This window comes from Pseudomonas sp. CF161 (genome assembly GCF_000416215.1).
In the GTDB taxonomy this organism is placed as follows: Bacteria; Pseudomonadota; Gammaproteobacteria; order Pseudomonadales; family Pseudomonadaceae; genus Aquipseudomonas.
This window is the reverse complement of sequence record NZ_ATLP01000126.1, coordinates 15,762-31,226: the sequence shown is the minus strand read 5'-3', so window position 1 is coordinate 31,226 and position 15,465 is coordinate 15,762. Positions and strand designations below refer to the sequence as shown.

Below are 15,465 nucleotides of genomic sequence, written 5' to 3'. Positions count from 1 at the left end.
ACACCCTAGAGAACAGAAATGAGCAAGCTGGCGGATAAGGTCCAACAGGATTTAGTTGAGGCCATCGATAACGATGACCTGGTTCTGCCAACGCTACCGGAGGTGGCCCTGCAAATTCGCCGGGCCGCTGAAGATCCGGAGATCAGCGTCAGCACCCTGAGCAAAGTGATTGGCCGCGATACGGCGCTTTCGGCGCGCCTGATCAAAGTGGTCAACAGCCCCTTGTTGCGCGCGACCCAGGAAGTCACCGACCTGCACACGGCCATCACTCGCCTGGGGGTCAACTACAGCAGCAACCTGGCCATCGGCCTGGTCATGGAGCAGATTTTCCACGCCCGCTCCGAAGTGGTCGAAAAAAAGATGCGCGATGTCTGGCGCAAGAGCCTGGAGGTCGCCGGTATCAGCTACGCCCTGTGCCGCAGTTACTCCCAGCTCAAGCCGGATCAGGCGGCCCTGGGCGGCCTGGTGCACCAGATCGGCGTGCTGCCGATCCTGACCTACGCCGAAGACCACTACGAGCTGCTGGCCGACCCGGTCAGCCTGAACCACGTGATCGAGCATATTCACCCGCTGCTGGGGGATAAATTGCTCAAGGTCTGGGATTTTCCGGAAAAACTGGCCCTGGTGCCCGGGCAATACCTGAACCTGCAACGCGACTCGACCAAGCTCGACTACATCGACCTGGTCCAGGTCGCCACCCTGTATTGCCACAAAGGCACCGACCATCCCCTGGCGCGGGTCGACGTCTCTGAGGTGCCGGCGTTCAAGAAGCTGGGGATCGACCTGGACGATGAAGCGATGTGCCGCGACCTGGAAGAGTCGCGCTCGCTCCTGTACTGATCGGCCCGGCGCCCCGCCAACGCTCACCGCAACTGGCTAGCTCGCAATAAAACTCACCCGCACCTTCAAACCCCGTTGCGCGCCATCGTGCAGGCTGATCTGCGCCAGGTGCGCGCGGCAGATTTCGCCGACGATCGCCAGGCCCAGCCCGGACCCCGCCACTTGCTGATTACGCCGGTAGAAGCGTTCGAACACCCGGTCCCGCTCTTCCAGGGGGATCCCCGGGCCGTCGTCCTCGACTTCCAGTACCCCCGGCGGCGACACACGCAAAATCACATTGCCGCCTGGCGGGGTGTGGGCCAGGGCGTTATCCACCAGGTTGCTCAACAGCTCATTGAGCAGGCTCGGCTCGCCGCGCAGCCACACCGGTTCGTCGGCCTCCAGGGCCAAGGCCACGCCGCGGGCGTGGGCCAGGGGGGCCATGGCCATGCCCAGCTCGCGGGCCAGTTGGCTGAGGTCGAGGGACTGCGCACCGCCCTCGGCAATCGCCCGGGCGCCGTTTTCAATGCGTGCCAGGGACAGCAGTTGATTGGCCAGGTGGGTCAGGCGGTCGGTGCCCTGGGCCGCGCTTTCCAGGGTGGCGCGCCAGGTCTGCGGGTCCGAGGCCCGCTGGCCCAGTTCCAGCCGCGCCTTGAGCGCCGCCAGCGGCGTGCGCAGCTCATGGGCGGCATCGGCGATAAATTGCGCCTGGCGCTCGAACTGACCGCGCAAGCGCTCGGTGAAATGGTTGAGCGCCCGCACCAGCGGCCACAACTCGCGCTGCACCTCCACCAGCGGCAGGGGCCGCAGGTCATCCGGCTGACGCTCCTCGACCGCGCTGCGCAGGCGCTCCAGCGGACGCAGGGCGGCACTCACGGCAAACCACACCAGCACCAGCGCGCCAATCGCCAGCATCCCCAGGCGCAGCAAGGTGTCGGCCATCAGGCTGCGGGCCATGGTTTCACGGGCCTCGTCGGTCTCCGCCACGCGAATTTCCGCCATGCCGTTCATGTTCGGCTCGCTGACCGCCTTGAGCAGGCTGACCACACGCACGTTCTGTCCCAGGTAGGTGGCATCGTAAAACCGCGCCAACGCCGGATAATCATCGGTGCGCGGGGTGCCCGGCGGCGGCCCGGGGAGGTTTTCGTAACCGGAGATCAGCTGCTGGTGAATGTCGTTGACCTGGTAGTAGATACGTCCGGCGCTGTCGTAGGCGAAGGTGTCCAGGGCCACATAAGGCACATTGGCACTCAGGCTGCCGTCGCGCTGGGACAAACCGGCGGCGATGGTCCGCGCCGAGGCCAGCAGGGTTCGGTCATAGGCCGTATCGGCGGCCTCGCGCCCGTTCCAGTAGGCACTCAAACCGCTGGCCAGCATCAGCACCACCAACAGCAGCGCGAGGTTCCACAACAACCGCCAACGCAGGCTGCTGGGCTTATGCATCGCGGCTTTCCAGGAGGTAGCCGAGGCCGCGGAAGGTGACGATGGCCACCGCATGCCCATCGAGTTTCTTGCGCAGGCGGTGAACGTAGATTTCGATGGCGTCGGGGCTGGCCTCTTCATCCAGGCCGAACACCTGGGCCGCCAGTTGTTCCTTACTCATCACCCGGCCCGGGCGGGCGATCAGGGCTTCGAGCACCGCCTGCTCGCGGGAGGTCAGGGTCAGCAGCTCATCGCCCAGGGTAAAGCGCCGGGTGTCCAGGTCATAGACCAGCACCCCGCAGCGCTGCTGGCGTTCGCCGCCGAGCACGCTGCGCCGCAGCAGGGCCTTGACCCGGGCTTCAAGCTCGGTGAGTTCGAAGGGTTTGGCCAGGTAATCGTCGGCCCCGAGGTTCAGGCCATGGACCCGATCCTTGACGTCGCTGCGGGCGGTCAGCATCAGCACCGGCAGGTTCTTGCCGCGGCTGCGCAGGCGCGCCAGGACTTCGAAACCGTCCATGCGCGGCAGGCCGACATCGAGGATGACCACCGCGTACTCCTCGCTGCCCAGGGCCAGGTCCGCTGCCACGCCATCGTGCAGCACATCCACCGTCAGGCCGATGCTTTTCAGCGCCTGGGCGACACTTTCCGCCAGCTGCAGATGGTCTTCGACAAGCAGAACGCGCATGGATTGCTACCTCATTCGGGGAGGGTCGACGCCACTCTTTGGCGCGGAGTTTACAGCCGCAACCGCCGCTGTGAAGCCCGAAAACATTGAAAGTCCGCTGAAAGGTTAGCGAAAGGTTGGCCCATTAGAGTCCTGCCACGGACAGTCCCGACTGCCGTGGCCATCACGGCCGCTTGCCCGAAAAACGCCTCGAAGCGTTTTCGCCAATAAGAACAATAACGGAGTACCACACGATGCTGTCCATGCAGCCTCAGGCTTGCCCGCCTGTTCGTTTTTCCCTTCTGCGCCAGACCACCCTTGCCAGTGCCGCCGCCCTCGCCGGCTTTTCGCCGCTTGGCCAGGCCGCGTTCTTCGAAGACAGCAGCGCCACCCTCGAAACCCGCAATATGTACTTCAACCGCGACTTTCGCGATGGCACCAGCGCCCAGCAATCCAAACGCGACGAATGGGCCCAGGGGTTCATGCTCAACCTGCAATCGGGCTACACCGAGGGCACCGTCGGGTTCGGCGTGGACGCCCTGGCCATGCTCGGCATCAAGCTCGACTCCAGCCCCGACCGCACCGGCACCGGCCTGCTGCCGACCCACGATGACGGCCGCGCAGCCGACGAATACTCCAAGCTCGGCCTGACCGGCAAGATGAAGATCTCGGCCACCGAGCTGAAGGTCGGCAGCCTGATCCCCGAACTGCCGATCCTCAAGCCCAACGACGGACGCATCCTGCCCCAGACCTTCGAAGGCGGCCTGCTGACTTCCAGGGAAATCAAGAACCTGACCTTCACCGGTGGTCGCCTGTCCCGGGCCAAGGACCGTGACGACAGCAACTACGAAAACATCGCCCTCAACAATAAGAACAGCCGCTTCAGCAGCACCGCCGAGGGCAAGCATTTCGATTTCGGCGGCCTGGACTACAAGTTCACCGACAAGATCACCGGCAGCTACCACTTCGCCCAGCTCGGCGAGGTCTACCAGCAGCACTTCCTCGGCCTGGTGGCGTCGCGGCCCATGGGCCCCGGCACCTTTGCCGCCGACTTGCGTGCGGCCATCAGTGATGACCAGGGCCAGGCCCGTGGCGGCAAGATCGACAACAAATCCCTCAACGGCCTGGTGAGCTATGCCTTGAACGGGCATAAACTCAGCGCCGGTTATCAGCACATGTCCGGCGACAGCGCCTTTCCCTACGTCGATGGCAGCGATCCGTACCTGGTCAACTTCGTGCAGATCAACGATTTTGCCGGCGCCCAGGAGCGTTCCTGGCAAGCACGCTACGACTACGACTTCGCCAAACTCGGGATCCCCGGCCTGAGCTTCATGAGCCGCTACATCAGCGGTGACAACATCGCCCTGAAAAACGGCGACACCGGCAAGGAATGGGAACGCAACACCGAGATCAAGTACGTGGTGCAAAGCGGCACCCTGAAAGACGTCGCGGTGCGCCTGCGCAATGCCACCTACCGCTCCAACTATTCGGCACGGGACGCCGATGAAGTGCGGCTGCTGGTGAGCTACAGCGTGGCCCTCTGGTAACTGGCCTTCAGCAGTTAACACACCAGGGTCGAGGACGGCCCTGGCATACCTACAACAACTCCTGTGGAGACGATCATGGACTTATCACTGCGTAAACTCGCCCTCGCCGCCGGCTGCCTGCTGTTCGCCGGCCAACTGCTGGCCGCCGGCGCCGAACCCAAGCGCCCGGAATGCATCGCCCCGGCCTCCCCCGGCGGCGGTTTCGACCTGACCTGCAAGCTGGCGCAAAGCGCACTGGTCAACGAAAAACTGCTGTCCAAGCCGATGCGCGTGACCTACATGCCCGGCGGCGTCGGCGCGGTGGCCTACAACGCGGTGGTAGCCCAGCGCCCGGCCGACGCCGGGACCCTGGTGGCCTGGTCCAGCGGCTCGCTGCTGAACCTGGCCCAGGGCAAGTTCGGCCGCTTCGATGAAAGCGCGGTGCGCTGGTTGGCGGCCGTCGGCACCAGCTACGGTGCGATCGCGGTCAAAAGCGACTCGCCCTACAAGAACCTCGACGACCTGGTCCAGGCCCTGAAAAAAGACCCGAGCAAAGTGGTGATCGGCTCTGGCGGCACCGTCGGCAGCCAGGACTGGATGCAGACCGCGCTAATCGCCAAGGCCGCCGGGATCAACCCGCGCGACTTGCGTTACGTGGCCCTGGAAGGCGGCGGTGAAATCGCCACCGCCCTGCTCGGCGGGCACATCCAGGTCGGCAGTACCGACATCTCCGACTCCATGCCGCACATTCTCGCCGGCGACATGCGGCTGCTGGCGGTGTTCTCCGAGCAGCGCCTGGACGAGCCGGAAATGAAAGACATCCCGACCGCCAAGGAACAGGGCTACGACATCGTCTGGCCGGTGGTGCGCGGCTTCTACCTGGGGCCAAAGGTCAGCGACGAAGACTACGCCTGGTGGAAAGACGCCTTCGACAAGCTGCTGGCATCCGAAGAGTTCGCCAAGCTGCGTGACCAGCGCGAGCTGTTCCCGTTCGCCCTGACCGGCCTGGAGCTGGACACCTACGTCAAGAAACAGGTCGCCGACTACAAGACCCTGGCCAAAGAGTTCGGCCTGATCCAGTGATCGCCCCGGTCTAGCCGCCCGGCCCTCGCGCATCGTGGGCCGGGCCCAGGAGTTCCCCATGCTCTTACAACGCATTTTTGCCTCGGTGTTGCTGCTGGCCTGTGCCGGTCTGGCACTGATGGCCTGGCCGTACCAGGCGGCTTTTTCCTACGAACCAGTCGGGCCCCGGGCCTTTCCCCTGCTGATGCTGGGGCTGATGAGCCTGGGCCTGGTGTACATGCTGTTTCGCCCGCAGCCAACCCAGCACACCGAAGAGGAACCGGCACTGGACCGCGAAACCCTGATCAAGATCGGCGTCTGCGTGGCGCTGTTGATCGTGTTTGCCGGCACCTTCGAACCCCTGGGTTTCATCCTCAGCAGCATGCTGGTGGGCATCCCGATGGCACGCCTGTATGGCGGCCGCTGGTTGCCCAGCGTGGTTATCGTCAGCTTGATGGCCGTGGGTCTGTATCTGTTGTTCGATAAAGCCATGGATGTACCGCTGCCCCTCGGCCTGCTTGAAGTTCTGGAGAACTGATATGGACACTTTCAGCTATTTGGGCCAGGGCTTCGGCGTCGCGCTGAGCCCATACAACCTGGTGACCGCCCTGTGCGGCACGCTGATCGGCACCGTGGTCGGCCTGCTGCCGGGGCTGGGCCCGATCAACGGCGTGGCGCTGCTGATCCCGATTGCCTTCGCCCTCGGCCTGCCACCGGAGTCGGCGCTGATTCTGCTGGCGGCGGTGTACCTGGGCTGCGAGTACGGCGGCCGGATCAGCTCGATCCTGCTCAACATCCCGGGTGAAGCCTCCACCGTGATGACCACCCTCGACGGTTACCCCATGGCCCGCAAGGGCCTGGCGGGCGTGGCCTTGTCACTGTCGGCCTGGAGCTCGTTCATCGGCGCCTTTATTGCCACCTGCGGCATGGTGCTGTTTGCCCCGCTGCTGGCGAAATGGGCGATCGCCTTCGGCCCGGCGGAATATTTCGTGCTGATGGTGTTCGCGATTGTCTGCCTGGGCGGCATGGCCGGTGATCGGCCGCTGAAAACCTTTGTCGCCGCGCTGATCGGCCTGTTCCTGTCCAGTGTCGGCATCGATGCCAACAGCGGCGTCTACCGCTTCACCGGCGACAATATCCACCTCACCGATGGCATTCAGTTCGTGGTGCTGGTGCTGGGCCTGTTCTCCATCAGCGAGATTCTGTTGCTGCTGGAAAAAACCCACCGAGGCCAGGAAGCGGTCAAGGCCACCGGGCGCATGATGTTCAACCTCAAGGAAGCCTCGGCGGTGTTCGTGGTCAACATCCGCTGCGGCCTGCTGGGCTTCATCATGGGCGTGCTGCCGGGTGCCGGCGCGACCCTGGCCAGTGCCGTGGCCTACATGACCGAAAAACGCATCGCCGGCGCCAAAGGCACCTTCGGCCAGGGCGACATGCGCGGGCTGGCGGCACCGGAAACCGCCATCGGCGCCTCGGCCTGCGGCGCCCTGGTGCCGATGCTGACCCTCGGCGTGCCGGGCTCGGGCACCACCGCGGTGATGATTGGCGCGCTGTCGCTGTACAACATCACCCCCGGCCCGCTGTTGTTCCAGCAGCAACCGGACATCGTCTGGGGCCTGATCGCCTCGCTGTTTATCGCCAACATCATGCTGGTGATCCTCAATATCCCGATGATCCGCATCTTCACCCGCATCCTGGCCGTGCCGAACTGGGCACTGGTGCCGGTGATCGCGATCATCACCGGGATCGGCGTCTACGCGGTGCACGCCACCACCTTCGACCTGTTCCTGATGGTGGGCATCGGTATCTTCGGCTACATCCTGCGCAAGCTGGACTTCCCGCTGTCGCCGGTACTGCTGGGCTTTATCCTCGGCGGCCTGATGGAGCAGAACCTGCGCCGGGCGCTGTCGATTTCCAACGGTGCGCTGGAGATCCTCTGGTCGAGCCCGATCACCCTGGGCGTGTGGATGCTCACGGCCGTGATGCTGCTGATGCCGATCCTGCGCATCTGGCGCAAGCGTTCCGTGCAGCGCCGTGCCGTGGCCGATGTCTGAGGTCAGTTTCAAACAGTGGTGGGGAACCCCACTGGTCGGGCTGGTGGGGGGTTACCTCGCCAGCCAGATCGGCTGGCCGCTGCCGTGGATGGTCGGCTCGTTGCTGGCGATCATCCTGGTGCGCTGCCTGACGCCCTGGCAACTGGCGGAAATCCCCGGCGGCCGCAAATGCGGGCAATGGGTGGTGGGCATCGGCATCGGCCTGCACTTCACCCCGGTGGTGATGGAGCAGGTAATGAGCCACTTCGGCCTGATCTTCTTCGGCGCGCTGGTCACCAGCCTGTCGGCGGTGGTGGGTGTGTGGTTGATGCGGCGTACCGGGGAGGACCGGGCCACGGCGTTCTTCTCCAGCATGCCGGGCGGTTCCGGGGAGATGGTCAACCTGGGGGCGCGCAATGGCGCGGTGCTCAGTCGCGTCGCGGCCGGGCAAAGCCTGCGGGTACTGGCGGTGGTGCTGTGCGTGCCGGCGGCCTTCAAGTACCTGCTTGGCGAGGGTGTGCCGCAGGCACATCCGGCGACGGTCGATTGGCCCTGGCTGGCGTTACTGTTTCCGGCGGGCGCCCTGCTCGCCTGGATCTGGCAGCGCCTGCGCCAGCCCAACCCCTGGCTGTTCGGCCCGCTGCTGGTGGCGGCCACCGTGAGTATCAGCTGGAACCTGCACATCGGCCTGCCCGACGGTGCCAGCCAGATGGGCCAATGGCTGATCGGCAGCGGCCTGGGCTGTCACTTCAATCGCCAGTTCTTTCGTCGCGCGCCCTCGTTCCTGGGCCGCACCCTGCTGGGCACGGCACTGACCATGCTTATCGCCAGCCTCGCGGCATTGGGCCTGAGCGCCCTGACTCACCTGGACCTGCGCTCGCTGACATTGGGCATGATGCCCGGCGGTATCGCGGAAATGAGCCTGACGGCCGAGACCCTGCAACTGTCGGTGCCCTTGGTGACGGCGATGCAGGTGATGCGCTTGCTGTTTGTGCTGTTTCTGGCGGAGCCTTTGTTCCGGCACTGGAACAAAGACTCGGACCTTAACTGACCGGCAACCCTGGCTTACAAGGGCGGCAGGCGCCACTCGATGGGGGTCTCGCCATTTTGCTCGAGGTATTTGTTGGTACGGCTGAAGTGCCCGCAACCGATAAACCCGCGATAGGCCGACAGCGGTGAAGGGTGCACCGAGGTCAGCACCAGGTGCTTGGTGGCGTCGATCAGCTTCTGCTTGCCCTGGGCATGGGCGCCCCACAGCAGGAACACCAGGTGCGGCTGGTGCTCGCTGACCACTTCGATGATCCGATCGGTAAAGAACTGCCAGCCCTTGCCCGCATGGGCGTTGGCGTTGGCGCGCTCCACGGTCATGGTGGTGTTGAGCATCAGCACGCCCTGCTCGGCCCAGCTTTGCAGGTAGCCGTGGTTGGGGATGTCGATGTTCAGGTCGCGCTTGAGCTCTTTATAGATGTTCACCAGCGACGGCGGCGCCGGGATCCCCGGTTGCACCGAGAAGCACAGGCCGTGGGCCTGGCCCGGGCCGTGGTACGGGTCCTGGCCGAGGATCACCACCTTGACCTTGTCCAGCGGGGTGGAATTGAGCGCGTTGAAAATCATCGGGCCCGGCGGGTAGATTTCCTTGCCGGCGGCGTGTTCCTGGCGCAGGAACTCGCGCAGCTGAGCCATGTACGGCTGTTCGAATTCGGCACGCAGCGCCTCCTTCCAGCTCGGTTCGAGTTTGATACGGTCGTCGGAGGTCATGGGGGTACCCGCAGAAAAACAATGGGCGCACCCTAGGAAAGCCGTCCGGGCTTGTCAATTGGTCTGACGCAGAACCAGCACTTTCTCAGGACTGGGATCATACTCAACCTTCAATTTTCTGATCGAGGTCACGATGAATCTGCACTTCGAAGAGCTGACCGGCACCGATGGCGCGCGCATTGGCATCGCCAGCCTGGATGCCGAAAAGTCCCTGAATGCCCTGTCCCTGCCGATGATCCAGGCCCTGGGCGAACGCCTCGATGCCTGGGCCAAGGACCCGCAAATCGTCTGTGTGCTGCTGCGCGGCAACGGCGCCAAGGCGTTTTGCGCCGGCGGCGAAGTGCGCAGCCTGGCCCAGGCCTGCCTGGCGCACCCGGGCGAAGTTCCCGCCCTGGCCGGGCAGTTTTTTGCCGAGGAATACCGCCTCGACTACCGCCTGCACACCTACCCCAAGCCGCTGATCTGCTGGGGCCATGGTTATGTGCTGGGCGGCGGCATGGGCCTGTTGCAGGGCGCCAGCATCCGCATCGTCACCCCGAGCAGCCGCCTGGCCATGCCGGAAATCAGCATCGGCCTGTACCCGGACGTGGGCGCCAGTTGGTTCCTCTCGCGGCTGCCGGGCAAGCTCGGCCTGTTCCTGGGCCTGACCGGCGCCCATATGAACGCTCGGGATGCCCTCGACCTTGACCTCGCCGACCGCTTCCTGCTGGACGAGCAGCAAGAAGAGCTGGTCGAAGGCCTGCTGCAATTGAACTGGCAGGAGCAGACGCCCATGCAGCTCAACAGCCTGCTCAAGGCCCTGCAACAGGAAGCCGTGGCCCAGTTGCCCGAGGCCCAGTGGTTGCCGCGCCGGCCGCAGATCGACCAATGGCTGGACGTCAGCGACGTACGTTGCGCCTGGCGCGCCATCAGCCAACTGCGCGAGCACAGTGACAGCCTGTTCAGCCGCGCGGCCAAGACCCTGAGCGAGGGCTGCCCACTGACTGCGCACCTGGTCTGGGAACAGATCCGGCGGGCGCGCCATCTGTCCCTGGCCCAGGTGTTCCAGATGGAATACACCCTGAGCCTGAACTGCTGCCGGCATCCGGAATTCAGCGAAGGGGTGCGGGCACGGTTGATCGACAAGGATCAGAAGCCGCACTGGCATTGGCCGGACATCAATACGGTGCCCGATGCCGTGGTCGAGGCGCATTTTCACAAGGCCTGGGAGGGCCGGCACCCGCTGGCGGACCTGTCGGACTACTAGCCCCGGCACGGCCGGCAGGCAAAAAAAAGCGGCGCTTGATGCGCCGCTTTTTCATTGTGGGTTCAGCGGTTGTGACCGCCTCGGCCGTTGTCGCCGCGATCATGGTTTCCACGGTCATGATCGCCACGCCCACCGTGGTTGTCGCGCCCGCCATGGCCGCCGCCATCGCCCCAGTTCTGACGGTTATGGCCGTCCCAGCCACCGTTCGGATAAGGCCGGTACGCCGCTCGTGGCGGGGCCTGGTAATAGCGTGGGGCCGGCTGGTAATAGCGCGGCGACGCCTGGTAGTACCTGGGCGCAGGTTGGTAGTAACGCGGCGCGGAATAGCTGCGGCCCGATGAGTAGTAGCCACCCCCGGAGTAGTAGGCCGGCGCCGGCGTGCTGTAGACCTCGGAACTGTAGTAGCTGGAACCTCCGTCGTAATAGGGAACGCACGCAGAAAGAGTCAAACCCAGGAACGCAGTGAGTAGAAGTCGACGATACATGGCGGCCTCCTGGACCGCGAAAGAGCCATGCCAGCGACGCTGGCCGGCGGCAGCCAAATAATGTTCTGACTGACGAGGCATCTGACCGCGAAAACCGTATCTGGTGCGACCCATGCAATACATTGATACAAGTCACCCTGGCGTTGCACCGGGCCATAAAAAAGCGGCGCCTAATAGCACAACGCCGCTACTTGCAAGGGGCAGGCTGATCGCGACCGGCGTCCAGCCAGGCCATGACCGCACTGAAGATTCTTGTGACCTAATGGTGCCCGCGGCGGTATCCGCCGTAATAGTGCGGGCCGTATCCCCCGTAGTACGGGTGGTAATAGCGTGGGCCGTAATAGCCGCCGTAGTCATACGGGGAGTAACCGTAGTAATAAGGCGCCGGCACCCTGTACACGTCCGTGCGGTAATAGCCCGGCCCGACGTAGTACGGCACGCACGCAGACAGGCTCGATCCGAGCACAATGGCAAACAGCATTCGACGCAACATGGCGGCCTCCTGGACCGCGGGAAGCCACACCAGCGACACTGGGCGGCGTCAGTCGAAACGGCAAGGCTGACACTGTTTAAGACCGCAGAAAGTCGACCCGGTGCCCAGTGCCCCCTGGTCTCCGACAAGTGGATTTACGCCGCGCATAAAGGCCCGAATCCCGCCAATAAATGACGCAGTTATTTCCGGGCGGTGCCACTAGAATGCGAGCACCGGTCATCGCCAACGGAATCGTCATGCCGCTCCGCTCGCCGCTGTATTCACAACGCTCGTTGATCATCACGCTGATTGTCCTGCTCGGGTGCGGCTTCCTCGCCACGTCCTTCTTGAGTTATTACGCCTCGCGCGCCTCGATTCGCGACAACATCGTCAACACCGAGCTGCCGCTGACCTCCGACACCGTGTACTCGGAGATCCAGAAAGACCTGGTACGGCCGATCCTGATTTCGTCGATGATGGCCCGCGACACCTTCATGCGGGACTGGGTGGTGGCCGGCGAACATGACCCGGGGCAGATGACCCGCTACCTCAACGAGGTCATGACCCACTACGGCGCCTACACCGCGTTCTTCGTGTCCAACAGCACCCTGACCTACTACCAGGCCAAGGGCGTGCTGAAGAAGATCAAGGCCGACGAACCCCGCGACGCCTGGTACTTTCGCGTACGCGACATGACGACCCCGTACGAGATCAACGTCGACCCGGACCTGGCCAACCAGGACAGCCTGACCTTCTTCATCAATTACAAGGTCCACGACTACCAGGACAACTTCATCGGCGCGGCTGGCGTCGGCCTGACCGTCGACGCGGTGATCAAGCTCATCGACAAGTACCAGCAGCGCTATCAGCGCAGTGTGTATTTCGTCGACACCTTTGGCCGCATCGTCCTGACCGGGGCTGACGGCGGCCCTCAAGGGGCCCGGGCCGGGCAGTCGCTGCATGAACTGGAAAGCATGCAAGAACTGCAGGCCAAGCTGCCCAAGCCCCACAGCGGCAGCTACGAATACCTGGCCCAGGGCCAGGGGCACTTTCTCAATGTGCGGTTTATTCCCGAGCTGAACTGGTACTTGTTCGTCGACAAGCGCGAGGACGGCGCCCTCAGCGAAATCCGCCAGTCGCTGTACCTCAACCTGCTGATCTGCCTTTTGGTGACCCTGGTGGTGGCGGCCCTGCTGAGCCGGGTCGTCGGGCGCTACCAGCGGCGGATCGAAACCCAGGCCACCCTCGACAGCCTGACCGGCCTGCCGAACCGGCGCGGCTTCGACCTGCTGGCGGCCCAGGCCATCCAGGAAGCCCAGCGCGAGCCCAAGCCGCTGAGCGCGCTGCTGCTGGACCTGGACCGTTTCAAGCACCTCAACGACAACTACGGGCACATGGCCGGCGATCAGGTCCTGCGCGGTTTCGCCCGGGACCTGGAGAGCTGCCTGCGTCAATCCGATATCATCTGCCGCTGGGGCGGCGAAGAGTTCATCGTGTTGCTCAAGGACACCGACAGCGAGACCGCCCTGAAAATCGCCGAGAAGATCCGCCTGCTGATCGAACAGCGGCGCTATACCTATGAACACCATGAGTTGCAGCTGACGGTCAGCATCGGCCTGACCACCCTGCACGCCGACGACACCCTGCATGGCCTGCTGTCGCGCGCCGACCAGGCGATGTACCGGGCCAAACACACTGGCCGCAACCGAACCTGCATGGAAATGCCCCACCCCAACCATGAATAAACCAGAACTCTGCCCGGCCTGCGGCGCCCGCAACGACTGCAGCCTGGCCGACCCACGCAGCGCGACCAAGGCCTGCTGGTGCTACGGCGTCAGCATCGACCCGGCGGTGCTCCAGGCCCTGCCGCCGGAGCTGCGCAACCTGTCCTGCCTGTGCCCGCGCTGCGCCCAGGTCGAAGCCCAGTTGCAAGCAGCCGCCCGGCCTATCGAGTAAAATGCCCGCCCCTTGCCGACCTGCAGTTGTCCATGCGCCTTGATCGATTCCTCAGTAACCTGCCGCGCTTCAACCGCCAACAGGTACGCCTGCTGCTGGTGCAAAAACGCATCAGGATCGATGGGCTGACGGTCAGCGACCCCCATGCACAGGTGCGAGACTTTAGCCGGGTAGAGCTGGATGACGAGCTGCTCCAGGCCGGGACCCCAGCGCGCTATTTCATGCTGCACAAACCCCCGGGCTGTGTCAGCGCCACCCGCGATCCGGAGCACCGCACCGTGCTCGACCTGCTGGATGAACCGGACAAGGAACACCTGCACATCGCCGGGCGCCTGGACTACAACACCACGGGGTTGTTGCTGATCACCAACGACGGCAACTGGTCACGCCGCCTGACCCAGCCGCAGACCAAACTGCCAAAGGTCTACTACGTCGAGACCGAACAGGACCTCGGCCCCGAGTACATCAGCACCTTCGCCCAGGGCCTGTACTTCGCCTTCGAAGACCTCACCACCCAGCCCGCCGAATTGCTGATCCTCGGCCCGCGCTGTGCACGGCTGGCGATCGTCGAAGGGCGCTATCACCAGGTCAAGCGCATGTTCGGCCACTTCAATAACAAAGTCGTGCGCCTGCACCGCGAACGCATGGGGCCGCTGGTTCTGGACGACACGCTTGCCCCCGGCCAGTACCGGGCGCTGACCGAGGCTGAAATCAACCAGGTCTGAGCACGGCTCCCGGGCCTGAATGACCATTGGGCAGAACATGTCGAACAATTTGCCAGCGGCACTTGCGGGTTCGTCCTCAGCCTGCTTGAATCAGACCGTCGGCCGAAATGTGACCGATGAGTCACCACCATACTTCTAAGAAACCTTTTGCCGGCAGCGAGCCCTCAGGCTCCGCCTTCCCACCGGCAGATGCCCGCCTATAACAACACCCGTCGACCTGCCTTACCGGATCGACATGGGCCCCCAAGATTCCCAGGCGTATGCCTACCTGTCACAAATCACGTGCAAGCTCTATTGCGCGCATACCCGCTTGCCAGGAGTCTTATGACATGAGGCCAGAAATCGCTGTGCTGGATATACAGGGTCAGTATCGGGTTTACACGGAGTTCTATCGCGCAGACGCCGCAGAAAAGACCATCATTTTGGTCAACGGCTCGATGGCCACTACTGCGTCGTTTGCCCAGACGGTGAAAAACCTGCACCCGCAATTCAATGTGGTGCTCTACGACCAGCCCTATGCCGGTCGCTCCAAGGCCCACAACCGCCATGAAAAAATGCTCACCAAGGAAGCCGAAGGGCAGATCCTGCTGGAGCTGATCGACCACTTTGCCGCCGAGCACGTGATGTCCTTTTCCTGGGGCGGTGCCGCCACCCTGGTGGCCCTGGCGCACCGTCCGCGGCGCATCGAAAAGGCCGTGATCAGTTCGTTCTCGCCGGTGATCAACGAACCGATGCGCGACTACCTCGAACGCGGTGTCGATTACCTCGGCAGCCGCGACGGTCATCGGGTCGGGCATCTGGTCAACGACACCATCGGCAAGCACCTGCCATCGCTGTTCAAGCGCTTCAACTACCGGCACGTCAGCACCCTGGCCGAACACGAATACGGGCAGATGCATTTTCATATCAGCCACGTGCTCAACAGCGATCGCCTGTGCTACCTCAAGGCGGCAAAAGCCATCGACGTGCCGGTGCTGTTCATGAACGGCGAGTGGGATGAGTACACCGCGGCCAGTGACGCCAAGCTCTTCGCCAACCACGTGCAGCACTCAAGCTTCAGCACCATCCAGGCCACCGGGCACTTCCTCGACATGGAGCATAAAGCTGCCTGCCGGGACAGCCGCCAGGCACTCATGGGCTTCCTCAAGCCTTTGCAGCACGAAAGCCGTGCACGCTATCACTACGTACAGGACCACCATGCACTGGCGATCTGAAACAGCGTCATCGCAGGCAAGCCCCCACTCCTGAGCCGTGCACCATCGCCTCAGGAGCCGGCTTGCCCGCGATAGACTGCTCG

Annotated in this window: 16 protein-coding genes; 11 read left to right on the top strand and 5 right to left on the bottom strand. The window is 63.8% G+C overall.

All coding sequences use genetic code 11. The annotated features are described in order from the left end of the window. Positions 1–18 precede the first annotated feature (18 nt). On the top strand, positions 19–840 hold the full coding sequence (locus tag CF161_RS30365) for an HDOD domain-containing protein (protein WP_020300466.1): 822 nt from the start codon (positions 19–21) through the stop codon (positions 838–840). Positions 841–876: 36 nt separating this feature from the next. Here CF161_RS30365 and CF161_RS30360 read toward each other — a convergent pair whose 3' ends face one another. After that, the gene (locus CF161_RS30360) at positions 877–2,262 is read right to left on the bottom strand and encodes a sensor histidine kinase (protein WP_020300465.1); all 1,386 of its coding nucleotides are present in this window, start codon (positions 2,260–2,262) and stop codon (positions 877–879) included. Continuing rightward, positions 2,255–2,926 carry a response regulator gene (locus CF161_RS30355; protein ID WP_020300464.1) on the bottom strand — a complete coding sequence of 224 codons (672 nt, stop codon included), beginning with the start codon at positions 2,924–2,926 and terminating at the stop codon, positions 2,255–2,257. The genes CF161_RS30360 and CF161_RS30355 overlap by 8 nt, the downstream gene beginning before the upstream one ends. Positions 2,927–3,159: 233 nt before the next feature. Between CF161_RS30355 and CF161_RS30350 the strand changes: the two genes are divergently transcribed. From CF161_RS30350 to CF161_RS30330, 5 genes are all read left to right on the top strand, one after another. Next, a complete protein-coding gene (locus CF161_RS30350; RefSeq protein ID WP_020300463.1) occupies positions 3,160–4,452 on the top strand; it encodes an OprD family porin in 1,293 nt (430 codons plus the stop codon). Positions 4,453–4,527: 75 nt separating this feature from the next. Continuing rightward, positions 4,528–5,514 (top strand): tripartite tricarboxylate transporter substrate binding protein, encoded by a 987-nt coding sequence (locus tag CF161_RS30345; RefSeq protein WP_020300462.1) that lies wholly within the window; start codon positions 4,528–4,530, stop codon positions 5,512–5,514. A 58-nt stretch (positions 5,515–5,572) separates the two neighbouring features. Beyond that, the gene (locus CF161_RS30340) at positions 5,573–6,031 is read left to right on the top strand and encodes a tripartite tricarboxylate transporter TctB family protein (RefSeq protein WP_020300461.1); all 459 of its coding nucleotides are present in this window, start codon (positions 5,573–5,575) and stop codon (positions 6,029–6,031) included. A 1-nt stretch (position 6,032) separates the two neighbouring features. Next, positions 6,033–7,547, top strand: a complete 1,515-nt coding sequence (locus CF161_RS30335) for a tripartite tricarboxylate transporter permease (RefSeq protein WP_020300460.1) — start codon at positions 6,033–6,035, stop codon at positions 7,545–7,547. Further along, positions 7,540–8,577, top strand: coding sequence for an AbrB family transcriptional regulator (locus CF161_RS30330; protein WP_020300459.1), 1,038 nt, complete (start codon positions 7,540–7,542; stop codon positions 8,575–8,577). The genes CF161_RS30335 and CF161_RS30330 overlap by 8 nt, the downstream gene beginning before the upstream one ends. Before the next feature lie 14 nt (positions 8,578–8,591). On the opposite strand, the gene ung is transcribed toward CF161_RS30330, so the two are convergent. Continuing rightward, a complete protein-coding gene (gene ung / locus CF161_RS30325; RefSeq protein ID WP_020300458.1) occupies positions 8,592–9,284 on the bottom strand; it encodes a uracil-DNA glycosylase in 693 nt (230 codons plus the stop codon). A 133-nt stretch (positions 9,285–9,417) separates the two neighbouring features. On the opposite strand from ung, the gene CF161_RS30320 reads away from it, so the two are divergent. Beyond that, the gene (locus tag CF161_RS30320) at positions 9,418–10,530 is read left to right on the top strand and encodes an enoyl-CoA hydratase/isomerase family protein (RefSeq protein WP_020300457.1); all 1,113 of its coding nucleotides are present in this window, start codon (positions 9,418–9,420) and stop codon (positions 10,528–10,530) included. A gap of 62 nt (positions 10,531–10,592) precedes the next feature. On the opposite strand, the gene CF161_RS30315 is transcribed toward CF161_RS30320, so the two are convergent. Then, positions 10,593–11,015, bottom strand: a complete 423-nt coding sequence (locus CF161_RS30315) for a hypothetical protein (RefSeq protein WP_043230951.1) — start codon at positions 11,013–11,015, stop codon at positions 10,593–10,595. A 259-nt stretch (positions 11,016–11,274) separates the two neighbouring features. Continuing rightward, positions 11,275–11,508: a hypothetical protein gene (locus tag CF161_RS30310; RefSeq protein ID WP_020300455.1), complete on the bottom strand. Its 234-nt coding sequence runs from the start codon at positions 11,506–11,508 to the stop codon at positions 11,275–11,277. Between the two features lie 236 nt (positions 11,509–11,744). Between CF161_RS30310 and CF161_RS30305 the strand changes: the two genes are divergently transcribed. The 4 genes from CF161_RS30305 (at position 11,745) to CF161_RS30290 (ending at position 15,382) form a co-directional block, all read left to right on the top strand. Continuing rightward, complete coding sequence (locus CF161_RS30305; RefSeq protein ID WP_020300454.1) at positions 11,745–13,232, top strand: sensor domain-containing diguanylate cyclase; 1,488 nt, start codon at positions 11,745–11,747, stop codon at positions 13,230–13,232. After that, complete coding sequence (locus tag CF161_RS30300) at positions 13,225–13,443, top strand: cysteine-rich CWC family protein (protein ID WP_020300453.1); 219 nt, start codon at positions 13,225–13,227, stop codon at positions 13,441–13,443. Before CF161_RS30305 ends, CF161_RS30300 begins: the two co-directional genes overlap by 8 nt. Positions 13,444–13,475: 32 nt before the next feature. Next, the gene (locus CF161_RS30295) at positions 13,476–14,168 is read left to right on the top strand and encodes a pseudouridine synthase (protein WP_020300452.1); all 693 of its coding nucleotides are present in this window, start codon (positions 13,476–13,478) and stop codon (positions 14,166–14,168) included. A gap of 329 nt (positions 14,169–14,497) precedes the next feature. Then, positions 14,498–15,382, top strand: coding sequence for an alpha/beta fold hydrolase (locus tag CF161_RS30290; protein WP_020300451.1), 885 nt, complete (start codon positions 14,498–14,500; stop codon positions 15,380–15,382). The last annotated feature ends 83 nt before the right edge of the window (positions 15,383–15,465 follow it).